Annotated in this window: 17 protein-coding genes and 2 riboswitches; of the genes, 13 read left to right on the top strand and 4 right to left on the bottom strand. The window is 63.0% G+C overall.

Features of this window, described 5'->3' with window-relative positions:
- The 7 genes from OJHNALOF_RS10585 (at nt 1) to OJHNALOF_RS10555 (ending at nt 11,008) form a co-directional block, all read left to right on the top strand.
- Complete coding sequence (locus tag OJHNALOF_RS10585; RefSeq protein ID WP_165662012.1) at nt 1-876, top strand: ABC transporter permease; 876 nt, start codon at nt 1-3, stop codon at nt 874-876.
- 9 nt (nt 877-885) lie between these two features.
- Nucleotides 886-2,895: an ABC transporter ATP-binding protein gene (locus tag OJHNALOF_RS10580; RefSeq protein ID WP_165662011.1), complete on the top strand. Its 2,010-nt coding sequence runs from the start codon at nt 886-888 to the stop codon at nt 2,893-2,895.
- A gap of 120 nt (nt 2,896-3,015) precedes the next feature.
- Nucleotides 3,016-7,017: a hypothetical protein gene (locus OJHNALOF_RS10575; protein WP_165662010.1), complete on the top strand. Its 4,002-nt coding sequence runs from the start codon at nt 3,016-3,018 to the stop codon at nt 7,015-7,017.
- 74 nt (nt 7,018-7,091) lie between these two features.
- Nucleotides 7,092-8,003, top strand: coding sequence for an ABC transporter substrate-binding protein (locus tag OJHNALOF_RS10570; RefSeq protein ID WP_165662009.1), 912 nt, complete (start codon nt 7,092-7,094; stop codon nt 8,001-8,003).
- A 208-nt stretch (nt 8,004-8,211) separates the two neighbouring features.
- Complete coding sequence (locus OJHNALOF_RS10565) at nt 8,212-9,348, top strand: ABC transporter permease (protein ID WP_165662008.1); 1,137 nt, start codon at nt 8,212-8,214, stop codon at nt 9,346-9,348.
- Nucleotides 9,345-10,283: an ABC transporter ATP-binding protein gene (locus OJHNALOF_RS10560; RefSeq protein WP_165662007.1), complete on the top strand. Its 939-nt coding sequence runs from the start codon at nt 9,345-9,347 to the stop codon at nt 10,281-10,283. Before OJHNALOF_RS10565 ends, OJHNALOF_RS10560 begins: the two co-directional genes overlap by 4 nt.
- Nucleotides 10,280-11,008, top strand: coding sequence for an ABC transporter permease (locus OJHNALOF_RS10555; protein WP_165662006.1), 729 nt, complete (start codon nt 10,280-10,282; stop codon nt 11,006-11,008). The genes OJHNALOF_RS10560 and OJHNALOF_RS10555 overlap by 4 nt, the downstream gene beginning before the upstream one ends.
- Before the next feature lie 127 nt (nt 11,009-11,135).
- On the opposite strand, the gene OJHNALOF_RS10550 is transcribed toward OJHNALOF_RS10555, so the two are convergent.
- Together OJHNALOF_RS10550 and OJHNALOF_RS10545 are read right to left on the bottom strand one after the other, a co-directional pair.
- Entirely contained in the window at nt 11,136-12,434 is a 1,299-nt protein-coding gene (locus OJHNALOF_RS10550; protein ID WP_206063669.1) for an LLM class flavin-dependent oxidoreductase, read from the bottom strand.
- Nucleotides 12,434-13,207, bottom strand: a complete 774-nt coding sequence (locus OJHNALOF_RS10545) for a 3-oxoacyl-ACP reductase (RefSeq protein ID WP_165662005.1) — start codon at nt 13,205-13,207, stop codon at nt 12,434-12,436. Before OJHNALOF_RS10545 ends, OJHNALOF_RS10550 begins: the two co-directional genes overlap by 1 nt.
- A gap of 49 nt (nt 13,208-13,256) precedes the next feature.
- Nucleotides 13,257-13,353: riboswitch (TPP riboswitch) on the bottom strand.
- A gap of 196 nt (nt 13,354-13,549) precedes the next feature.
- On the opposite strand from OJHNALOF_RS10545, the gene pyrC reads away from it, so the two are divergent.
- Entirely contained in the window at nt 13,550-14,581 is a 1,032-nt protein-coding gene (gene pyrC / locus OJHNALOF_RS10540) for a dihydroorotase (protein WP_094201562.1), read from the top strand.
- A 52-nt stretch (nt 14,582-14,633) separates the two neighbouring features.
- Here the strand turns inward: pyrC and OJHNALOF_RS10535 are convergent, their stop codons facing one another.
- Entirely contained in the window at nt 14,634-15,536 is a 903-nt protein-coding gene (locus OJHNALOF_RS10535) for a LysR family transcriptional regulator (protein WP_206063667.1), read from the bottom strand.
- Between the two features lie 92 nt (nt 15,537-15,628).
- Between OJHNALOF_RS10535 and OJHNALOF_RS10530 the strand changes: the two genes are divergently transcribed.
- From OJHNALOF_RS10530 to OJHNALOF_RS10510, 5 genes are all read left to right on the top strand, one after another.
- Entirely contained in the window at nt 15,629-16,231 is a 603-nt protein-coding gene (locus tag OJHNALOF_RS10530) for a nitroreductase family protein (RefSeq protein ID WP_165662004.1), read from the top strand.
- Nucleotides 16,232-16,268: 37 nt separating this feature from the next.
- Nucleotides 16,269-17,189, top strand: a complete 921-nt coding sequence (locus tag OJHNALOF_RS10525) for a DMT family transporter (RefSeq protein ID WP_165662003.1) — start codon at nt 16,269-16,271, stop codon at nt 17,187-17,189.
- 45 nt (nt 17,190-17,234) lie between these two features.
- Nucleotides 17,235-17,341: riboswitch (TPP riboswitch) on the top strand.
- 79 nt (nt 17,342-17,420) lie between these two features.
- On the top strand, nt 17,421-18,860 hold the full coding sequence (locus tag OJHNALOF_RS10520) for a sodium:solute symporter family protein (protein WP_165662002.1): 1,440 nt from the start codon (nt 17,421-17,423) through the stop codon (nt 18,858-18,860).
- Nucleotides 18,861-19,042: 182 nt separating this feature from the next.
- Complete coding sequence (locus OJHNALOF_RS10515) at nt 19,043-20,701, top strand: GGDEF domain-containing protein (RefSeq protein ID WP_165662001.1); 1,659 nt, start codon at nt 19,043-19,045, stop codon at nt 20,699-20,701.
- A 59-nt stretch (nt 20,702-20,760) separates the two neighbouring features.
- A complete protein-coding gene (locus OJHNALOF_RS10510; protein ID WP_165662000.1) occupies nt 20,761-21,024 on the top strand; it encodes a hypothetical protein in 264 nt (87 codons plus the stop codon).
- A 181-nt stretch (nt 21,025-21,205) separates the two neighbouring features.
- On the opposite strand, the gene OJHNALOF_RS10505 is transcribed toward OJHNALOF_RS10510, so the two are convergent.
- The gene (locus tag OJHNALOF_RS10505; RefSeq protein ID WP_165661999.1) at nt 21,206-22,819 is read right to left on the bottom strand and encodes a BCCT family transporter; all 1,614 of its coding nucleotides are present in this window, start codon (nt 22,817-22,819) and stop codon (nt 21,206-21,208) included.
- Nucleotides 22,820-22,860: the final 41 nt, after the last annotated feature.

Genomic DNA, 22,860 nt, shown 5'->3' with positions numbered 1-22,860 from the left:
ATGTCATTCGCCCAACGCTTGTCCGGCAGGCCGACCTGCCCTGCCATGCTGCCCCGCCTGCTTAATACTCGAGCGGGCCAAATCGGCCTGTTACTGCTGACCCTGCACCTGCTGGTGATGCTGTTTGCGCCCTGGCTTGTCCCTTATGATTTTGCGGCCGCCGACAGCCTAGCCACGCTGCAGGCGCCCAGTACCGAGCACTGGTTCGGCACCGATCAAATGGGCCGGGATGTATTAAGCCGCACCCTGATGGGCGGGCGCGAGGCCATGATCACCACCTTTCCCGCCGCCCTGCTGGCCGTCGCCTGGGGCTCGCTGGCCGGCCTGTTTATCGCCCTGCGTGGTGGCCGGCTGGAGGATCTGACCCTGCGCCTGGTCGATGCGCTGCTGTCCATTCCCTGGCTGCTGTTCATGCTGCTGATCATCAGCCTGGCCGGCCCCGGCCCCCTGGTGTTTATCATCACCCTGGGCTTTTTCTATGGCATTGCCGTGATTCGCGTGGTGCTGACCGCCGCCAGGGAGGTGCTGTGCCGTGACTTCGTCACCGCCGCGCGCCTGCGGGGCGACGGTGACTTCACCCTGCTCAGGCGCGAAGTCATTCCCAATGTCATGGACGTGATCCTGGTGGAAATCGCCATGCGCTGGTCCTGGATGCTGCTGGCCTTCAGCTCCCTTTCCTTTCTCGGCTTTGGCGTCTCCCCGCCGACACCGGACTGGGGCCTGATGATTGCCGACTCCCGCGGCTTTATGTCCATTGCCCCCTGGGCGGTGCTGGCGCCCATTATCGCGCTCAGCAGCCTGATCATCGCCATCAACCTGACCTCAGACGCCCTGGCCAAGACCCTGGGTATTGATAAGTCTTCCGCTGTTCATTAAGGAGCCATCATGCCCAATACGTTACTGACCATCGAGGATCTGCAGCTCGGTTACCAGGATCGGCAAGGCGATTATCGCGCCGTCCTGCGCGGCGTCAGCCTGACGCTGGCACCGCGGGAAATTCTCGGCGTTGTCGGCGAGTCCGGCTGTGGCAAGAGCACCCTGGCCATGGCCATGCTGGGCCTGCTGCGCGGCGGCAGCCGGGTCACCGCCGGTGAAGTCAGGGTGAACGGGGCCCCGCTCACCCTTAATGAGCATCGCCCGGACACGCTGATTCACCGACACGGTATCTGCCTTATTCCCCAGCAGGCGGGGCAGGCCCTCACGCCTCACCTGACCATTGGCAGCCAGCTGCAGGAAATGCTGCGTCTGCACCAGGGTTCCGGGGACCACAAGGACGGCGCCATTGCCCTGCTGGAACAGGTGCGGCTGCCCGCGCCGGCCAGCCTGCTAAACCGCTACCCGCACCAGCTCTCGGGCGGACAGCAGCAACGGGTAGTGATCGCCATGGCCCTGGCGGCCAAGCCCCGGCTGCTGCTGATGGACGAGCCCACCACCGGGCTCGATGCCACCACCCAGGTGCATGTGCTGCACCTGCTGCGGCAACTGCGGAACGAACTGAACACCAGCATCGTCTTTATCAGCCATGATCTGGGCGCCGTCTCCAGCCTCTGCGATCGCGTCGCCGTCATGTATGCCGGCCACCTGGTTGAGACCGCCGACAAGGATGCCCTGATCGCCCACCCTCGCCACCCCTACACTCACGCCCTGCTCGCCGCCTCTCCCGGATATCGGAACCAGGGACTGCCTCCCGAACTGCCCGGTGCCCCGCCCGCCGTCGGCAGCCGGTTCGAAGGCTGCCCCTTTGCCGGACGCTGCGCGAGCGTTCAGCCCAAGTGCCGGCAACACATGCCCTCGCTGTCGGCACGGGAGGGGGTGGCCTGCCATTTTCCCCATCAGGTCACGACGGATCTGCCGGCCATCGGGCACACACCGCCGAGGCCGGACTTGAGCCAGGACACGCCCCTGTTGCAGGTCAGTGAGCTGGCCATTCGTTACCAGCGTCCCGGCTGGCTCGACAAGTGGCGGCAGCACACCGTCATCAATACCGTGGACGATGTCAGCTTCAGCCTGAGCCGGGGACAAACCCTGGCCCTGATTGGCGAGTCCGGCAGTGGCAAGTCTTCCATCCTGAAGGCCATCGCCGGCATCAATCCAATTCAGGCCGGGCAAAGCCTGCTCAACGGCGACGTGCTTGGCGCAGGAATAGAGACCCGAACCCGAGCGCAAAAGCGCAATATTCAGCTGATTTTCCAGCACCCGGATGCCGCCCTGAATCCACGGCTGACCCTGTTTCAAAGCCTGGCCCCGGTGCTGCAGACCTGGTTTGGCCTGCAGGGGGACGAATGCCGAAGGCAGGCGGGCCGGCTGCTGCAGGAGGTCAAACTCAACCCCGACTACCTCGACAGGCTGCCGGGGCAGCTGTCGGGCGGAGAGCTGCAGCGCGCCGCCATCGCCCGGGCCCTGGCGGCCAGGCCCGGGCTGCTGCTGTGCGACGAAGTCACCTCGGCACTGGATGTGTCGGTACAGGCGGCCATTCTGCGGCTGCTGGCCCGGCTGCAGCGGGACAGAAATATCGGCATTCTGTTTATCACCCATGATCTCAGCCTGGTCAGGCATTTTGCCGACAAGGTCGCCGTGCTGTACAAGGGCAGGCTGATGCAGCTTTGCAGCACTCGGCAACTGCAATCGGGCCCGCTGCACCCCTATACTCGCCTGCTGCTGAATGCCACCCTGACCCCGGGCACGCCGCTGCCGGCCGCCGACGCGGACGTCGCCCAGGAGCCGGGCCTGCCGGCGCGAGGGTGCGCCTTTCAGGGCCGTTGCCCCCATGCCAGGCCGGGCATCTGTGATCAACGATTGCCACCGATTCAATCCGGCGAAAATGGCTGGCTGCGCTGTCACCTGCCACCGGAAACACTGGCAGCGGAGGCTCCGATGACCCAAGAAGTTGCCTGAGCCCGTGACCTTGGGCTTCCCTGAGCGGAAATCGGCGCCATTGAATGTCGTTTGACTCCTTTCTTGCCGGGCCTGCTAGGATAGAGACACGCCGTTTTCGCCGCCATGAAAGGACTCTTGATGCGCCCGTTTCTTTGCCTACTGCTGTTGTGTGTTGTGCCGTCCGTGGCGGCTCAGCTTTCGCCCTCAAAGCAAGTGCCCGCTTCGCTGCAACCCTGGGTAGAGTGGGCATTGCACGGCGAAACCCAAGCCCGCTGCCCGCTGCTGTACCGGCAGCACACCGAGCGCCGCTGTGCCTGGCCGGGACGGCTGGTGCTCGCACTCACCAATGACGGTGGTCGCTTTGAGCAGGGCTGGCAGCTGGATGACGCCGCCAGCATTCCCCTGCCCGGCGACCGCGAGCACTGGCCCCAGGGCGTGACGGTTAACGGCGAGCCCGCCGCCCTGACCGAGCACAAGGGCAGGCCGGCGCTTTTTCTGCCTGCCGGTGAGCACCGAGTGGCAGGCCACTGGCAATGGGCCCGGCTGCCGGTCAGCCTGCAACTGGACGCCGGCACCGGCCTGCTGGCACTCAGCCTGAATGGCCGGGACATTGCCGCCCCCGAGCTGGATCAACGGGGCCGGCTGTGGCCGGCGCGGCGCGATCTGGCTCAAACGCCCGCGGCCAATACCCTGGATATCAACGTATACCGCCATATCGACGACGACATTCCCCTGCGGGTAAATACTCGCATTGAGCTTAGCGTGGCCGGGGAGCCCAGGGAGTTACTGCTGGGCCCGGCACTGCTTGAGCACCATATTCCGCTGACGCTGAACAGCCCCCTGCCCGCCCGGCTGGAGCCGGATGGTCGCCTGCGCATACAGGCACGGCCGGGCCGCTGGCAACTGCAACTGGCCAGCCGGCATCCCGGCGAGGTCGGTGCCCTGACATTGCCGGTCATTCCCGCCCCCTGGCCCGAGGAGGAAGTCTGGGCGGTACAGGCCTACCCAACATTACGACTGGCTGAGATCACCGGCCCCCCGGCAATGGATGCCAGCCAGAGCGGCCTGCCGCCCGAATGGCAGTCACTGCCCGCCTTTCGCATGATACCGGGCAGCACCATGAATTTTCGCGTGCTGCGCCGGGGCAACCCTGAATCCGAACCTGCCCAGCTGGCCCTGCGCCGGGAGCTGTGGCTGGACTTTGACGGTGGCGGCTACACCCTGCAGGACGAATTCACCGGCACCCTTGGCCACCACGCCCGGCTGAGCACGCCCCTTGCCCTGGGTCGAGTGTCGGTCAATGGCGAGCCCCGACTGGTGACCGAGCTTGAGCAGGGCCAGCCCGGCGTTGAACTGCGCCCGGGAACACTGAGCCTGATGGCCGACAGCCGACTCGGTCATCACACCGGCACGTTGCCGGCAGTAGGCTGGGATCTCACGGTGCAACGCTTGAGCAGCCGGCTGCACCTGCCGCCGGGCTGGAGTCTGCTGGCGGCCTTTGGCATGGACAACACACCCCATACCTGGCTGCAACGCTGGACCCTGCTGGACTTGTTTCTGGTGCTGATCGCCGCCGTCGCGGCATTTCGGCTGTGGGGCTGGCACTGGGGCCTGCTCACCCTGCTGACCCTGGGGCTTATCTGGCATCAACCTTCGGGGCTGGGACCACCGCGCTGGGTCTGGCTGCATCTGCTGGCGGCCTGCGCCCTGCTCAAGGTGCTGCCGGTGGGCAGGCTGCGCCACTGGGTGGCAGGCTACCGGTTGCTGGCATTGTCAGTGCTTACCCTTATTGCCGTTCCCTTTATGGTGGACGAGCTGCGCACCGCCCTCTATCCGCAGCTGGCGGGGGCGGTGGCGCCCGCCGCCGTCGCCGGCAGTCCGCGCCAGACCAAGGCCGAGGCGAAAGCGGCGGCCGATGAGATGATGTCGTTAGCGGATGCTCCCGTTCGCGAGCCCCTTCCCCGGCTGGATCCGAATGCCCTGGTGCAGACCGGCCCGGGGCTGCCGGACTGGCAGTGGCGCAGCGTGGAGTTCGACTGGAACGGCCCGGTCACGCCTCAGCAACAACTGCGGCTGGTGCTGTTGTCGCCCACGATCAACACCCTGCTCAACCTGTTGCGAGTGGCATTACTGTGCCTGTTGGTGCTGCGCATGGCGGGCGTGAGTGTCGGCCGCGGCAAGGGCCTGTATTGGCAACAAAAACTGTGGAGCTGGCTGCCCGCCCTGCTGGTGCTGCCGCTGTTGGCGCTGCCCCAGCAGGCCAGGGCGGAATTTCCCCCTGCCGAGCTGCTGGCGGAGCTTAAAACCCGCCTGCTGGCCCCTCCCGAATGCCTTCCCGAGTGTGCACTCACTAGCGAGATGACGCTTACCGCCACACCACAGTGGCTGACCCTGGCCCTTGAGGTTCACACTCAGACCGGCATGGCCGTCCCCCTGCCGGCGCAACGGGATTCGTGGCAGCCACAGCGAGTACGACTGAACGACAGGCCCGCGCGCGGTTTGTGGCGCAACGCCGAAGGTGTATTGCATCTGCCACTGCCGGCGGGCATTCACCACATCGAGCTGAGCGGTCCGCTGCCGCCCCAGAGCCGGCTGCAGTTGCCCCTGCCATTACCCCCCAAGCGGGTGAGTGCTCGGCTGGACGGCTGGCGGTTACAGGGCCTCAACGACAATGGTGTGCCCGAGGGCCGGCTGCAGCTCACTCGCCTTGACGCCGATGGCCGACCGGATAACACAGGGTTAAAACCCGGGGCGCTGCCTGCCTTTGCCCAACTGAGCCGCACCCTGCAATTGGGGCTGGACTGGCGGGTAGACTACCAACTGGTTCGCCAGAACGGGCTGGAGCAGGCCCTGCGCCTGGACATACCACTGCTGCCCGGTGAGTCGGTGCTTACCGACGGCATCAGGGTGGTAGACGGCAAGGCACAGATCAGCCTGGCCGCCGGCCAGCGCCAGCTGAGCTGGCAGTCGGCGCTGGATCGCGCAGGCACCCTCACCCTTGAGGCACCAGCCACTCAAGGCTGGACCGAAACCTGGCGGCTGAATGCCAGCCCCATCTGGCATATCAGCAGTCGAGGGCTGGCTTCGGTGCATCCTCGGGGCAGCCCCCTGCCCGAGTGGCGGCCCTGGCCCGGCGAGCGGCTTACCCTGGCCATTACCCGACCCGCCGCCGTGCCCGGCCAGACCCTTACCCTGGACGCCAGCACCCTTCGAGTACAGCCCGGCAAACACGCCACCGATGCTCACCTTGAGCTTATTCTGCGCAGCAGCCAGGGAGGACTGCATGCCCTGCAATTGCCCGAAGGCGCCGAGCTGCAGTCGGTCGCCATTAATGGCCGTAACCTGCCGCTGCGCCTGAGTGAGCGCACGCTTACCCTGCCGGTATCACCGGGCACGCAAAACGTACGTGTGCACTGGCGGCAAGCGCCGGGCATCGGCACCTTGTTTACCACGCCACAGGGGCAGCTCAATGTCGACAGCGTCAATCACCGCCTTGAACTGACCCTGGGCCAGGATCGCTGGGTGCTGCTTGCCGGCGGCCCCCGGCTGGGGCCGGCGGTGCTGTTCTGGAGCCTGGTGGCCATTACCCTGTTGCTGGCGGCGGGGCTGGCCCGGCTGCCGCTCACGCCGCTGCGCTTTCATCACTGGCTGCTGCTGGGCCTCGGGCTGACTCAGATTCCGCTGTGGATGGCCGCCACCGTGGTGCTCTGGCTTGTGGCCCTGGGGCTGCGCCAGCGCTGGCAACACCAGCAGGCCGGCGCCTGGTTCAATCTGGCACAAATAGGCCTGGTACTGTTGACCCTGGTGGCGCTGGGCTATCTGTTCACCGCCATTCAGCAAGGGCTGCTGGGCCTGCCTGACATGCAGATTGCCGGCAACGGCTCTTATGGCAATCACCTGAGCTGGTATCAGGATCGCAGCGGCGGCAGCCTGCCTACCGGCTGGGTGCTGTCGGTGCCGCTGCTGGTCTACCGGCTGCTGATGCTGGGGTGGGCGCTGTGGCTGGCCTTTGCCTTGCTGGGCTGGCTGCGCTGGGGATGGCAGGGCTTTACCCGCGGTGGCCTGTGGCGACCGCTACAGTTAATGAAAGCCAGACAAGCCGACAAGGAGCCCGGTAAAACACCAAAAGCGCCTGAATAGGGTTCAGATGAGATATGCCATGGGGTACCCTTGAACTAGGTACCCCCGAATTTTGCCGAACGAGGATTCGCTCCATGAAAACGCTGCTGGCTTCGGCCATGTTTACCCTGTCTGCCGCCCTTGCCCTGCCGGCCATGGCGGCAGATCCCATTGTGGTCTCTTCCAAAATTGACACCGAAGGCGGCCTGCTCGGCAACCTGATTTACCAGGCCCTGAACAACGCCGGGCTGGAAGTGGAAAACCGCAGCCAGCTGGGTGGCACCCCCATAGTGCGCAAGGCCATTATCGCCGGTGAAATCGACATCTATCCGGAATACACCGGCAACGCCGCCTTTTTTCACCAACAAGAAGACAGCGACGCCTGGAAACGTTTTGACGATGGCTACGCCCTCGCCAAACAGCTGGATTTTGACGCCCACCAGTTGGTGTGGCTGGCCCCGGCCAACGCCAACAACACCTGGGCCATTGCCGTGCGCCAGGAAATCGCCGATGCCAACGCCCTGGTCACCATGTCTGACTTTGGCCGCTATGTCAGCGAAGGCGGCAAGCTCAAGCTGGCGGCATCCGCCGAGTTTGTGTCGAGCCCCGCCGTGCTGCCCGCCTTTCAGCAGACCTATGGCTTTGCGCTGAGCGACAGCCAGTTGCTGGTGCTCTCCGGTGGCAACACCGCCGCCACCATCAAGGCCGCCGCCCTGCAAACCGACGACACCAACGCCGCCATGGTCTATGGCACCGACGGCGCCATCGCTTCCGTGGGGTTGGTGGTGATGGACGACGACAAGGGGGTGCAGCCGGTATACGCCCCCGCCCCCATCGTGCGGGCGAGCATACTTGAGGCACACCCGGAAATCGCCGGCATTCTCGAGCCGGTGTTTCAGTCTTTGGATATAAAAACCCTGCAACAGCTCAACAGCCGCATCGCCATCGGCGGTGAAAGCGCCGAGGCGGTGGCCGCCGACTACCTGGCCGGACTGACCCAGGACTGAGGGAGTATCATGGGAATGAGCGTTCAGGGCGTAGGTTGCCGATGAGCGCAGCGAATCGCAACGTGAAGCCAGCTGCGGAATGTTGGAATTCGCTACGCTCATTCGCAACCTACGGCACTAAAGCGGCGACTACATAAACACAGCGCCGTTTGCTACATGGACCCCCGCCTTCGCGGGGGTGACGGCATTCAGCCATTAAGGAGTATGTTTGACCTTACCCAAACCCGACAAGGTCGGTGGCCTGCTGGCCGCGGCGCTGGTGGCCAGCCTGCTGGCACTGCCTTTTGTCGGCCTGCAACCCAACCGCATTTTGCCCGGCGAGGCCCTGGGGCTGCTGAGCGCCGCCGGCGTCACCGGATTATGGCCGCTGCTGTTGCTGCCGTTATGCCTGTTTAACCGCGCCCTCCCCCTGCGACTGACGCTTACCGCCGCCGCCCTGCCGCTGCTGCTGTACAGCGCCGGTCATACCGCCAGCGCCTTGCTGGATAATGCCGGCCCCCTGGCCCGGGTCTCCCTAGGGGCGGGTTTCTGGCTAAGCATGTTCTGGCTGAGCCTGCTGATTACCGACACCGCCCTGCGACTGAAACTCGGGCCCTCGGCCCGGTTGGCGCTGGTGGCTGTCCTTACCGGTGCGGTGCTAGCCCTGCTGGCTTCGGGTGGCTGCGACGATCTGTCGTTGCTCAGGGAGTTTCACAACCGCAGCGACTTCTGGCAACAGGGTTTACGCCACCTGCAGCTGGCACTGGGCAGTATTATTCCCGCGGTGCTGGCGGGCATTCCGCTCGGAATCGCCTGCCATCGCTCGCCGGGACTACGGGCGGCGCTGTTTCCGGTGCTCAATATTTTGCAGACCGTGCCCAGCCTCGCCATGTTTGGCCTGCTAATGGTGCCGCTGAGCCTGCTGGCAACCGCATACCCCTGGCTGGGTGAGCTTGGCATTCGCGGCATCGGCGCGGCGCCGGCGGTGATCGCCCTGTTTCTGTATTCACTGCTGCCGATCGTCAGCAACACGGCGCTGGGTTTTGACCAAGTCAGCCCGCCCGTGCGCGAGGCGGCCACCGCCATGGGCATGAGCCGGCGCCAGCGGCTGTGGCAGGTGGAATTTCCGCTGGCGCTGCCGGTAATCCTGAGCGGCCTGCGGGTGGTGGTCACCCTTAATATCGGCCTGGTGGCGGTGGCGGCCCTGGTGGGCGGTGGCGGCTATGGCACCTACATCTTTCAGGGGCTGGGGCAAACCGCCACCGACCTGGTGATCCTCGGCGCCCTGCCCACCCTGCTGCTGGCGTTTTTGTTCGCCATGCTTATCGATACCCTGATCGCCCTGCAACAAGGCTTTCGCGAATGATTGAAGTAAAAAACCTGAGCAAGCGCTTTGACACCCAGCTTGCGGTAAACGACCTGTCGTTCCGAGTAGACGGCGGCAAGGTCTGCGCCCTGGTAGGCACCTCCGGCTGCGGCAAATCGACCACGCTGCGCATGCTCAACCGGCTGATTGAACCCAGCAAAGGCGAGATCTTTATTCAGGGGCAAAACGTCACCACGATTCCCGCCGAGCAACTGCGCCGGCGCATTGGTTATGCCATTCAGGGAGTAGGGCTGTTTCCACACCAGACCATCGCCCGCAATATCGCCACCGTGCCGCGCCTGCTGGGCTGGAGCAAAGGCGCCATCGACGCCCGGGTAAGCGAGCTGCTGACCCTGTTCCGGCTCGACCCCGCCACCTTTGCCGGCAAATACCCCCATCAGCTTTCCGGCGGCGAGCAACAACGGGTGGGCGTGGCCCGGGCCCTGGCGGCCCGGCCCGAGCTGCTGCTGATGGACGAACCCTTTGGTGCCCTGGATCCGCTCACGCGGGAGCACCTGCAGGACGAGCTGCTGCATATACAACGACTGCTGGGCATCACCATCATCATGGTGACCCACGATCTGGAAGAGGCCATTAAAATGGCCGATGTGATTGCGGTGATGGACAAAGGCGAGATGCTGCAGATGGACTCCCCGGAGGCACTGCTGCGTAATCCCAAGCCGGGCTTTGTGCAGAGCCTGGTGGGCGGTCAGGACAGGGCCCTGCGGCTGCTGGCCACCCAAACCCTGGCCGATATCATGACGCCGGTCACGCAGCCCGTCGATCCGGTCATGGCGGCCGGCACCAGCCTGCGGGATGCCATGGCCGAGCTGCTCTGGCAGGGCGCCGACCGGCTGACCGTGGTCAATGACGCCGGCGAGCCCGTGGGCGAAGTGACCCTGAGTGCGCTGCTGAAACGGGGGGCCGGCGCATGAGCCAGGCCCTTGGCTGGCTGGTGCCGGCGCTGCTGCTGACGCTGCTTACCCTCAACATGGAGGCACTAACCCCGCTGTTTCGCCCGCTGGTGGATGAGCCCGCTCCGGCCATCTACGCCCGGGACAGCTTTGCCAGCCTGCTGGGCTGGCATATGCTGGCGGTGTTTACCGCCATTGGCGCCGCCACCCTGCTGGCACTGAGTGCCGCCGTGGCCGTCACCCGGTCCTGGGGGCGAGCCTTCTTTCCCCTGGCCCGGGCCGTGGCCAACCTGGGCCAGACCTTTCCGCCGGTGGCGGTGCTGGCGCTGGCGGTGCCGGCACTGGGGTTTGGGCTGATGCCCACCCTGGTGGCGTTACTGCTGTACGGCATGCTGCCGATTTTTGAAAACGCCGTGACCGGGCTACAGCAAATTCCACCCAGCGTGCGCGAGGCGGCCAGAGGCATGGGCATGACCCCCTTGCAGCAATTATGGCGGGTGGAGCTGCCCCTGGCCCTGCCCACGCTGGTGGCGGGCATTCGCATTTCACTGATCATCAGCATCGGCACCGCCACCATCGGTTCCACGGTGGCAGCCAAGGGCTTTGGCGAAGTGATCATTGCCGGCCTGCTGACCGACAATCTGGCCTTTGTGCTGCAGGGAGGGATGATGGTGGCGCTGATGGCCATGGTGCTCGACGCCCTGCTCCGCCGCCTGGAGCAACGACTGACCCCACCGGGCGGGTGAGCCCCCATCGTCACTCCGGCGAAGGCCGGAGTCCATGGCGGGTTGCACCATAACCTGCAAAATAGACCCCCGCCTTCGCGGGGGTGACGATTTTGGGGTTTCGCGGGGTGGCGAACGGCGAACCGCCTTACGGATTCGCCAGCCCCAAATGCTCCCGCAGGGTGCTGCCTTCATACTCGGTGCGGAACAGGCCGCGACGTTGCAGCTCGGGCACCACCTGATCCACAAAGTCCTCGATGCCGGCGGGCAGTGACGGCGGCATCAGGTTAAAGCCGTCGGCGCCCTCGTTGCGGAACCACTGCTCCATGCAATCGGCAATCGACTCGGGCGTGCCCACCATGGTGCAGTGGCCGCCACCGGCGGCGAGCCGGCCCAGCAGCTGGCGCACCGTGGGCTGCTCGGTCTCGATAATGCGCAGCACGGTGGCGTAGCGACCTTTCGGGCCGGTAAACACCTCGAGCGACGGTAGCGCCGGCACCGGGGCATCCAGCTCCCAGCCGGAGCAGTCCTGGCCCACATAGGTTCCGAGCTGACGCAGGGAGGCATCGGCGGGCAGCAGCTCGTCCAGCTCCCGTTGCTTGGCCTTGGCTTCGGCCTCGGTAGAGGCCACATAGGTCACCAGCCCGGGCATGATGGGCACGTTCACATTGCGGCCGGCGTCCTTTACCCGGCGCTTGATATCCCGGTAATAGTCCTGGGCCGCCGGCAGATCATAGGCCACCGCGTAAATGGCTTCGGCACACTGGGCCGCCAGGGTACGGCCCTGCTCCGACGCACCGGCCTGAAACAGCACCGGATGCCCCTGAGGCGGGCGCGGCACATTGAGCGGGCCGTCCACCAGAAAGAACTCGCCATGGTGATTGATGGGATTCACCTTGTCGGGATCGGCATAGTGGCCGGCGCGATCCATCACCAGGGCGTCTTGCTGCCAGGAGTCCCACAGTTTGAGCACCGCATTCACAAACTCCTCGGCCCGGCGATAACGCTCGGCGTGGGCCGGCATGGTCTCGTAACCGTGGTTACGGGCTTCCACGTCAAACATGGAGGTCACCACGTTCCAGCCCATGCGGCCGTTGGAGATATGATCCAGCGAGGCCATCATGCGGGCGGCGTGAAACGGCGTGAAAAAGGTGCTCGACACCGTGCTGATAAAACCGATGCGGTCCGTGGCCCGGCTCATGGCCGCCATGGCGGTGAGCGGCTCCAAAAACCAGTAGCTGCCGTCCGCCACATTGCCGGTAGACTGGCCGTCGGCAAAGAACACCGCGTCCAGCTTGCCCCGCTCGGCGGTTTGCGCCAGCCGCTCGTAATAGCGAATGTCACCCAGCTGCTCTACCGCCGAGTTGGGATGACGCCAGGCCGCCCTGTGATGGCCACAGCCGAACAGAAACAGGTTCAGGTGCATCATGCGTTGATTCATGTTCATCAGTTTTTCACCAGGCCGCCGTCCACCACCAGGTTCTGGCCGGTCACCGAACGCGACCAGGGCGAGGCAAAGAACAGGGTCGCATCGGCAAATTCCGCCGGCGTGGTCACTCGGCGCAGCGGGGTATTGGCGGCAATGTAGTCAAACACCGCTTCCGGGGTGGCGGCAGAAGCATCCGTGGTGCGCAACAGGCCGCCGGAGACCATGTTGACGGTAATGCCGTCGGGGCCCAGATCCTGAGACAGGGTGCGGGTCAGCGACAGCAGCGCGGCCTTGGCGGCGGTATAGTCGTGGTAGGGCACCACCGGGTTCTGGAACAGGTTGGTGCCCACGTTGACGATACGGCCAAAGCCGGTTTTACGCATGCCGGCCAGGGCCGCGCGGGTGGTGTTGATGGCACCGCCCACCACGCCTTCCAGCTGCTGGTTCAGGTGCTCCCAGGCCAGCTCCTGGGCGTGAGTGCGGGCGTCGCCATTAAAGGAAAACGCCGGCAGGGCGTTGTTGATAACCGTGGTCACCGGGCTACCGAAATGGGCCTCGGCCTGATCAAACATGGCCTGCACCGCGGCGGCATCGGTCACGTCGGCCTGAATGGCCAGCGCTTGCTGCGGCGCCTCGGCCGCCAGTGCTTGCGCCGCCTCGGCGCTGCTCAGGTAGTTGATCACCACCCTGGCACCTTCGCGCAAAAAGGCGCGCACCAGATGTTCGCCCAGGCCACGGGCCCCGCCGGTGACCAGCACCAGTTGTTCGTTTAACGGAATGGATGTTTGCATTCTCTACCTCGAAGCTGAGGCGAAGGCATGATGAGGCAGCAATGGCGCAAGGCCGGCAGGCTGACATCCCTTCGCCAGTATGAACTGGATCAGGTTCAACGGGTGTTATCTCAGCCCTGCATTGCAGGACACCCCGTGTCTCGGCAAAGACCATAACATACCCCTGCGCCCAAGAGCGAGAGGCGTGAGGGGGAAGGCGTGAGGAGAAAAACTCCTTACCAGGCCGTCTGTTTTTCACCTCTCCCTTCACGCCTCATCCCTCACATTTTCAGAAGTTTGGTGAAAAAGGCCCGTGGGTGGATAATAAAGGCCTCGAAAGCAATGGATAACGCCGAGCCCACTATGACCACACTGACCATTACCCGCCCCGACGACTGGCACCTGCACCTGCGCGACGGTGAGCAACTGAAAGACACCGTTCGCGACGCCAGCCGCTATCTGGGCCGCGCCCTTGTGATGCCCAACCTGGTGCCCCCCGTGACCACCACCGAGCTGGCAAAGGAATACCGCGAGCGCATTCTGGCGGTGCGCCCCGAAGGCAGCCGGTTTGAGCCGGTGATGAGCCTGTATCTCACCGACAACACTCAAGCCGAGGAAATTCGCAAGGGCCGTGCCAGCGGTGACATTGTGGCCTGCAAACTGTATCCGGCCGGCGCCACCACCAACTCCGACTCCGGCGTGACCGATGTGAAAAACATCTATCCGGTGCTGGAAGCCATGCAGGAGACCGGCACCCTGCTGCTGGTGCACGGCGAAGTCACCGACTCCCGCATCGATATCTTCGACCGTGAAAAAGTGTTTCTGGAAACCGTGCTGCCCGACGTGGTGCGCGACTTTCCCGACCTCAAGATCGTACTGGAACACATCACCACCGAGCATGCGGTGCACTTTGTAGAGCAGGCCGGCGACAATGTGGCCGCCACCATTACCGCTCACCACCTGCTGTTCAACCGCAACCACATGCTGGTGGGCGGCATTCGTCCGCACTACTACTGCCTGCCCATTCTCAAGCGCAATACCCATCAAGCGGCGCTGGTGCGCGCCGCCACCAGCGGCAGCAAAAAGTTCTTTATGGGCACCGACTCGGCACCGCACTTTCAGCACCGCAAGGAAGCCGCCTGCGGCTGCGCCGGCGCCTATACCTCGCACGCCGCCGTGGAGCTGTATGCAGAAGCCTTTGAAGAGGCCGGCGCCCTGGACAAGCTGGAAGCCTTTACCAGCTTCAACGGTCCCGACTTCTACGGCCTGCCCCGCAACGAAGACACCATCACCCTGGTGAAAGAGTCCTGGACCGTGGGCGAAACCCTGCCTCTGGGCGGCGATAAACTGGTGCCCATTCGCGCCGGCGAAGAAATTGGCTGGATGGTGAAATAACCCGTTCACGCTTTGCAAAAACGCGGCTTCGGCCGCGTTTTTTTATGGCGTTTCAGTCCGGCATAAAGTCGGTTCGGCGCTCGGCGATGCGATCCTTGAGAAAGCGGGTAAAGGCCTGCACCTTGGCCGAGCGGTGCATGTCGCCATGGCTGGTCAACCAGAGGTCATGGGCCCATTCCTTCGGGGGCGGCAGCAACGGTTGCAGCTCGGGGGCCAGGGTGGCGTGCCAGCAACTCAGCGCCCCGCAGCCCAATCCGGCCTGCAGGGCAGGAATGAAGCCGGTAAAGTCCTGCACGCGATAGAAAACCTGCTCCGCCGGTACCTTTTGCTCCATCCAGCGCATATACATGCTGCCGGGCCGAGGCTGGGTGGTGCCGATAAAACGGTGTCCGGCAATGTCCTCCAGGGTCGACATGGGACCATGACGACGCAGGTAATCGCGACTGGCGTAAAGGGTGCCCGTGGCCCGGGTCAGGTGCTGTACCACATAATCGGGATCCTTCGGCCTGGATACCGAGCGTATGCCCACATGGGCCTCACCGCGTTCCAGCCGAAAGATTCGGCTGTCGGCGGCGTATTCCAGCCGAATGTTGGGATGCAGGCGCTGAAACTCGGCCAGCAAGGGCGTCAGGTAGGGCACCAGGTTATTGACCGAGGTGAGGATCAGGGTGCCCGCCAGGGCCTCGCTTTCGTCGACCCGGGCCCGCATCACCCCAAAGGCGGCTTCGGCCTGGGCGGCGGCGGCCATCAGGACTCGCCCGGCCTCGGTGGCCACATAGCCCCTGGGGTGGCGATGAAACAGGCGCGCGCCCATTCTCGCTTCCAGGGCGTTGATCCGCCGCAATACGGTGCTGTGATGCACCTCCAGCTGCTGGGCGGCGGCGCTCAGGGAGCCAAGCCGGGCCACCTGATAGGCGGTATAGATTTCGTGCCAGTCATCCACCTGTGCGTTCATGCACACATCCTCTGCATTCACTCTGTTTTTCTTCATTTTTGCACATGGAATACTGAGTTCCAAACCAAGCCCATTCCCTCAGGAGCCAGACCATGCATACCCTAGACGCCATCATGTCCCGCCGGGCCATCAAGCATTACGATGCCACCTTTCACATGCCCGAGGCCGATGTGGAACGGCTGTTTCGGCACCTGCTGCAGGCGCCCACTTCCTACAACCTGCAACACTGGCGCTTTGTGCAGGTGGAAGATCCACAACTGCGCGCCGAGTTGCGCGTTGCCGCCTGGGATCAGGCGCAGATCACCGACGCCTCGTTGCTGCTGGTGCTCTGCGCCGACACTCAGGCCTGGCAAAATGATCCCGGCCATTGCTGGCGCGACGCCCCCGCCGACACCCGCGACCTGATGCTGTCGATGATTCACGACTTTTACGCCGGCAAGCCGCAACTGCAGCGGGACGAGGCGATCCGCTCCGTGGGCATAGCGGCGCAAACCGCCATGCTGGCCGCCAGCGCCATGGGCTACGACAGCTGCCCCATGATCGGCTTTGATGCCGAATGCGTGGCCGAGCTAATTCGACTGCCCCCCGGCCATGTGGTCGGCATGATGCTGACCATCGGCAAGGGCACCAGGGCCGCCCATTCCAGGCCGGGGCAACGATCCCTTGACGCGGTGCGGATCCTGAATCGTTTCTGACCATACGGGGTCGCTGGCCGGCCCGGGGAGAGCAACCATGAACACTCAACACTGGCACGCCCACGGACGCGTGTTACTCGCCACCTTGCTGGTAGCGGGATCCTTCATCATCTCGGCCCGGCTGGCGGCGGTGGCCCCGGCGGCCTCCCTGACGCTGCTGCGCTTTGTGCTGGCCGCCGCCCTGCTGCTGCCCTGGGTACTGCGCCGGGCCGACCGGCGTCGCCAGTTGTGGCGGGCCATGCCCCGCGGCCTGACCATCAGCCTGTTTTATGCGCTGTTTTTCATTTTGATGTTCGAGGCGCTGCACAGTACCACGGCGCTCAATACCGGCACCCTGTTCACCCTGGTGCCGGCACTGACCGGGATCGCGGGCATCTGGCTGCTGCGCACCCGGGTCACCGCCGGCCAGGGGCTCAGTTACCTGCTGGGCATGCTGGGCGCGCTCTGGGTGATCTTTGAGGGCAGTCCGGACCGGGCGCTGGCGTTGCAGCTCAATGCGGGAGACCGGCTGTTTCTGCTGGCGGTATTCTGCATGTGCGCCTATTCCCTGTGCATGAAGCTGCTGTATCGCAACGACTCGGTGGCGGTGCTTACCTGCGCCACCCTGCTGGGCGGTGCGATCTGGATGGGACTCATGGTCTGGCTGACCGAGACATCACTGCAGTGGCAGGCGCTGGCGCCGGCCGACTGGCTGGCCATGGTCTACCTGGTGGTGTGCGCCACCCTGGCCAGCGGTTACCTCTTTCAGGGAGGCAGCATTCACCTCGGCCCGCAGCGGGTGATGGCCTACACCTACCTCAACCCGGCGGCGGTCGCCCTGCTGCTCTGGCTGTTTGGCGGCGAGCCGGTGGCGGCCTGGCTCTGGCCCGGCATACTGCTCTCCTGCATGGCAACCTGGTGGCTGCAACAACATGCCTCTTCCCGGCCCATGCCCGCTGCACAGAGGGCCGAGCACTGAGCACCGCCACATTGACAACCACGCCGCCGGCCCTTACTCTCGATTCGCTATTCCTGGGGGAGCCCAAACGGGCTGAGACTCCGCCACACCGGCGGTAACCCTTAGAACCTGATCCGGATAATGCCGGCGAAGGGAAGGAAACGAACGATCCCGCACAACCCCGATCCGTCCCGCCTTCCCTTCACCCGTGTTTCCGGCCATTTAGTGCTCTCGGGAGCAAAGGGAGAACACATGCTGGACACCACCACCGCTATTTTATGGCTCTGTTTATTTGCCGCGGTTTTCGCCATTCCCGGCCTGCTTTACGCCCGCCGGCAAAATGACAAACCGGAAGACTTTATCGTGGCCCGCAACAGCCAGGGCGGCAGCGCCACCATGCTGACCCTGCTGGCCACCACCATGGGCACCTGGATTCTGTTTGGCCCGGCCCAGGCCGCCACCTGGGGCGGCATTGGCGCCATTACCGGCTACGCCCTTGGGGTGCTGGCACCCCGCCTGGTGATGATTCCGCTGGGCAAGCGTATTCGCGAGCTGATGCCGGAAGGTCACACCCTCACCGAGTTTGTGCTGGGCCGCTATGGCCGCGGCATGTACGGCTTCGTGCTGGTGATCATGCTGTTCTACATGTTCATCTCCCTCACCGCCGGCCTCACCGCCATCGCCCAGATGGTGGCGCTGCTGGCGCCGGTGCCGCTGTGGGCCACCGCCGGCATTGTGATGGTGGCCACCCTGCTTTACACCCTCTATGGCGGGCTGCGGGTCACCATTTTCACCGACAGGGTGCAAATGCTGGTGATACTGCCGTTTTTGCTCACCCTGATCGTGCTGGGCTGGCAGGCCACCGGCGGCCTGGTCCCGGCCCTGACCGGCCTGCAGGAAAAGGCTCCCCACCTGCTTGATCCGCTCGACACCACCGGGCTGAAATCGGGTCTGACCTTCTTTCTGGCGGTGGTGCTGACCGGCCTGTTCTATCAGGGCACCTGGCAGCGGGTGTTTGCCGCCCGAGACAACAAGGTGATTCGCAACGGCTTTATTCTGAGCGGTGTGCTCAGCTTTCCCATCATCTTTATCATGGGTTTGTTCGGCCTGGCCTTTGTGGGCCTGGGCCTGCCCGGCGACGGCTCGGTGGCGCTGTTTAGCGTGCTGATGCCCAACATGCCGCTGTGGTTTGCCATTGGCCTGTTGCCCTTTGGTCTGGCACTGATCATGAGCAGCGCCGACTCCACCATCAGCGGCCTGACCAGCATGCTGGTGGTGGACCTGCGCCGGCTGTTGCCCAACACCAGTGTGCACCGCCTGCTGGGGCTGTCGCGCTGGTTGATCGTGCTGGTGTCCATTCCGGTGCTGTATGTGGCCTCTCAGGGCTTCAGCGTGCTCTATCTGTTCCTGCTGGCGGATCTGCTGTGCTGCGCCGCGGCCTTTACCGTGTTCTTTGGCTTTTACAACGCCCGCTACCAGGGCTGGAACGCCATGCTCAGCACGCTGGGGGGCCTGGTGGCCGGCCTGATGCTGTTCCCGGCGCCGGGCGAAGCCGCCACTCACCTGCTGGAGTCCTTCCTGCTGGCCACCTTTGTGCCGGTGGCCATCTCCGCCCTGCTGCTGCTGGTGCCCGCCCGCCAGCCCTTTGACTTTGCCGCCCTGGCCAGCCGGGTACGCAGCCTGGAAAGCTGATTTCGTTTCGTCGCACCTTTTCGTCGTAACGAAAGCACCGGCGCGCCGTCAGGCCGCCGGTTTTTTGTGTCTGAAATAGAGGTGCTGCCACCAACAAACGCCGGTACCCGCTGTTACCTGAAGTCCAACGGGCATAAACTTGTTTGATCGACAAACAGGCTCCGTCAGGGATGAAAATAATAATGCACTTGGTCTGCCGGCTGATGCTGGCGCTTTGGCTGATAGCCGGAACCGCCATCGCCTCCCCCGTGGTATTAACGGACCACACAACCACGTCGCCGGCAGAAGCCAACCTGTGGCGGGCCCTGCCCACAGGCAGCACCATCACGGATTTTAACCAGTTGCGTGCCGCCATCTTGAGCGCCGGCACCGTGGCCAGCACCCTGGGAGGCGAAGGTGCCTTTGGCCTGCGCATGCAAGTCACCTCGTTGTCAGAGCAGCCGGGCACCTGGTTTGTGCGCCTGCCCGCCAACTATCTTGATCGTGGCCAGGCCTACTGGCAGAGCGACAATGGCCGCACTGTACCCTTGCCTGGTTTTGGTCAGCGTACGGGGCAAAGTGTGCGGCTGCTGCATCAGCAGGCATTCCCACTGACCCTGAATGCCGGTGAAACCGGCGTGCTGTGGCTGATGATTGATGCCAAAAAATTTCCGGCACCGGTTCAGCCTCACTTTGTGCCGCAATCCCGCTTTTACCAGCAGCAGTTTTTAACCAACGCCGCCACACTACTGGGCACAGGAGTGATGTTCACCCTGGGGCTGATTGCCCTGTTTGCCTACTTTCGCACTAAAACACCGGTCACTCTGGCCTGTGCCGGCTATGTGGGCCTGCACGGCATTGGCTGGTTTGCTGCGTCCGGCGCCTGGGGCTTTATCTGGGGGGTGGGAAACAGCAATCCGGCCTACTGGGGCATGCTGCTGTTTCCCTTTGCCATTGCCTATGCCAGCCAGTTTACCCGTCTGCTGTTTAACTGCCGGCTGCGACATTCGCGCCTGAACCACTTCTTCCACGGGCTCTCTGTGCTGTGTCTGGGGCTGGGCCTGCTGATGCCCTGGCTGCCCTTTGTGTTGGGCTATCAGGTCTCTCATGCCATCGCTTTGCTGTGGGTGCCCACCGCCATTGTCACCGGCATAATGATGCTGAGCAAAAAGGACTTTCGCGCCAAGTATTACCTCACCGGCAACCTGCTTTACGGCGTGGCCCTGCTGGCCTATATGCTGCTGCACGTTGGCCAGCTCGATCTGGCCGGTTATGCCGAAGGCATGGTGGTGATCGCGCTGGCACTGGACTGCTTTTGCATTTTGCTGTCGATGGCCGAATGGCTGAGCCTGCAGCAACAGGAATACCGCCGCAGTTATCTGATGTCGCGCCGGGACACCCTTACCGGCATTGGCAACCGCCACGCCTTTCATGAGCAGATTGACGAGCTAGGCGACCAGCCTTATGGCCTGGTGTTTATTGATGTAGACGGCTTCAAGGCCATTAACGACACCCATGGTCACGACCAGGGCGATCGCTTTCTGGTGTTTGCCGCCGAGCAGATGCAGACACACTTGGGCAAGCTGGGCACCGTGTATCGCACCGGCGGCGACGAGTTTTTATGGCTGGTGCCCATTTGCCAACCCCAGCAGTTGTCCGGCCTGTCGGCACTGTTGGCACAGCGTCTGCAAAAATCCGAAGCGGCATTGCACAAGGCTGGCTGGAAAAATGCCGGTCTGAGCCACGGCATGGCCACCAGTCTGGAAAGCGACAGCCTGTCTCAGTGCCTGTCATTGGCCGACGAGCGCATGTATCAGCACAAACAGGGGAAAAACCATACCCTGGTTCGCCGCCCGTCCTGAGTGGTGCCGGTTACCGCGCTGTTTAGCAGGCATGTTTACGTTAAAGAGCCAGTGTATCCGTGAATGAACTTTTTGAATTATTCAGCAATCCGGCCCTGATCTGGGCACCGGGCGTCTCCAGAGGTGTGTGCTTTATCGGCTCGCTGCTGGTGCTCCCCGGGCAGGGGCTGCTGACCATACTGATCGCCTTGGTGCTGCTGAGCTTTCCGGGCAAATATCGGCTGGAACGCCGCCTGTTTATGGTGCCCACGGTGCGCAACACCGTGAACTGGCTGCGCAGAAGAGCAGAGCGTCCACCCCTGATATTTGATGGTGAGGCATAACCGACCCTCTTTCTTACAAAAAACGCGCCCCTGATTCGAAGCGCGTTGTTGCTGACCTTCCTGAACAAACAGCCGCGAATGCGGCACCGAGACCTAATTATCACTAATTAATATGTTGGCAAAACCTTCGTCAATTTCGTTACAAAATGACGCTGCCGTTTGAGTGTTGTCGAACCGCTTCCTAGCGTGGTTCGCTACGCAAGCCTTGAAAGATCGTATAACACATGACCAGCATGAGGGCAGAGAATGGCAGCCCGGTTGCGGTTACACCCGCTTGCAGCGCCGACAACCCCCCTCCAATCAAGAGCACAATCGCAATCAAACCTTCGATCACACACCAGAATATACGCTGGGGCACCGGTGCATCAATTTTGCCTCCAGCCGTGATGGTGTCGACGACAAGTGATCCCGAATCCGACGAGGTTACGAAGAACACAAGCGCCAGAAAAATGGCTATCGTCGATGCTGTTTTGGTGAACGGCAGTTCGTTGAGCATGCCGAAGAGTGAGAGCTCGGGCGAGTAGTTGTCGATCACATTGGCTTTCACCAGCGAGGTTTCCGGGCTGACGAGGATCTGATCAATCGCGATGCCACCGAATACTCCCATCCAGATAAAGATGATCAGGGACGGGATCAGCAATACACAGATGATGAATTCACGCACGGTGCGGCCGCGCGAAACACGGGCGATGAACATGCCGACAAAAGGAGCCCATGACACCCACCACGCCCAATAGAATGCGGTCCAGCCTTGGCGGTAGGCGTCATCGGTGCGGCCAAAGGGGTTTGATAGCGGAATAATGTCTCTGGTGTAGGCGACAAGTCCCGTCCAGAACCCATTCAAACCAATCAGTGTCGGCCCGGCCAAGAGCACGAAAAGGAAGAAAAGTACCGCGATCCCCATGTTGATTTCAGAGAGGATTTTTACGCCGCCATCAAGACCACGCCAAACCGAAACCAAGGCCACCGCCGTCACCAGAATGATGATAATAACCTGAGCGTTGGTCGAGATTTCCAGCCCGAAAGCAAAGCTGAACCCCGCATTGGCTTGCTGTGCTCCCAGCCCCAAAGACGTTGCCAGACCGAAAAGAGTGGCAAAGACCGCCAGAATATCAATCACATGGCCCCACCATCCCCAAACACGATCGCCCAGAATCGGGTAAAAGCAGGAACGGATCGAGAATGGCAAACCCTTGTTGTAAGTGAAAAGTGAAAGTGCCAGGGCCATAATGGCATAGACGGCCCAGCCGTGCAGGCCCCAGTGATAGAAGGTTGCAGCCAGTCCCATAGCGCGTGCCGCTTCGACGTTTTCGCCGATAATACTGCCGTCTGCTGCAATGGGTGAGGCAACGCCCAAGGGCCCCGAAACGTTCATGTGATAAACGGGTTCAAGCACACCGAAAAACAAGAGCCCAATCCCCATGCCCGCGGCGAAAAGCATCGCAAACCATTCGAGGTAGGAATAGTCAGGCTCGGCGTCTTTCCCGCCCAGCCTCACCTTTGAGATTGGCATGAAAATCAACGCAATACAGAAAATCACGAAGAAATTCACGATGTGCATGAAAAGCCAGTCAAGTTTGGTGATCGTGAAATCACGCACGGCCACAAAGGTGGCTCCTGCCTGGTCTGGGAAAATCAATGTTAGGAACACAAAACCGACAGCGGTCAATCCGGAAGTAGCGAATACCGGATTATGGATATCGTACCCAATCGGGCCGAGCTTACCGTCGATGTTGTCCTGTCCAACCTTATAATCCGTTTCGATTTCACCACTGCCGAGTGATGGCTCTGTCATGATTTTTCCTGTCTCCGGGCCTCGGCCGAGCGATGGCACCA

Source organism: Oceanimonas sp. MB9 (genome assembly GCF_011319775.1).
Lineage (GTDB): Bacteria > Pseudomonadota > Gammaproteobacteria > Enterobacterales > Aeromonadaceae > Oceanimonas > Oceanimonas doudoroffii.
The sequence above is the reverse complement of the archived record's forward strand: the minus strand, read 5'-3'. Positions and strand labels throughout refer to the sequence as shown.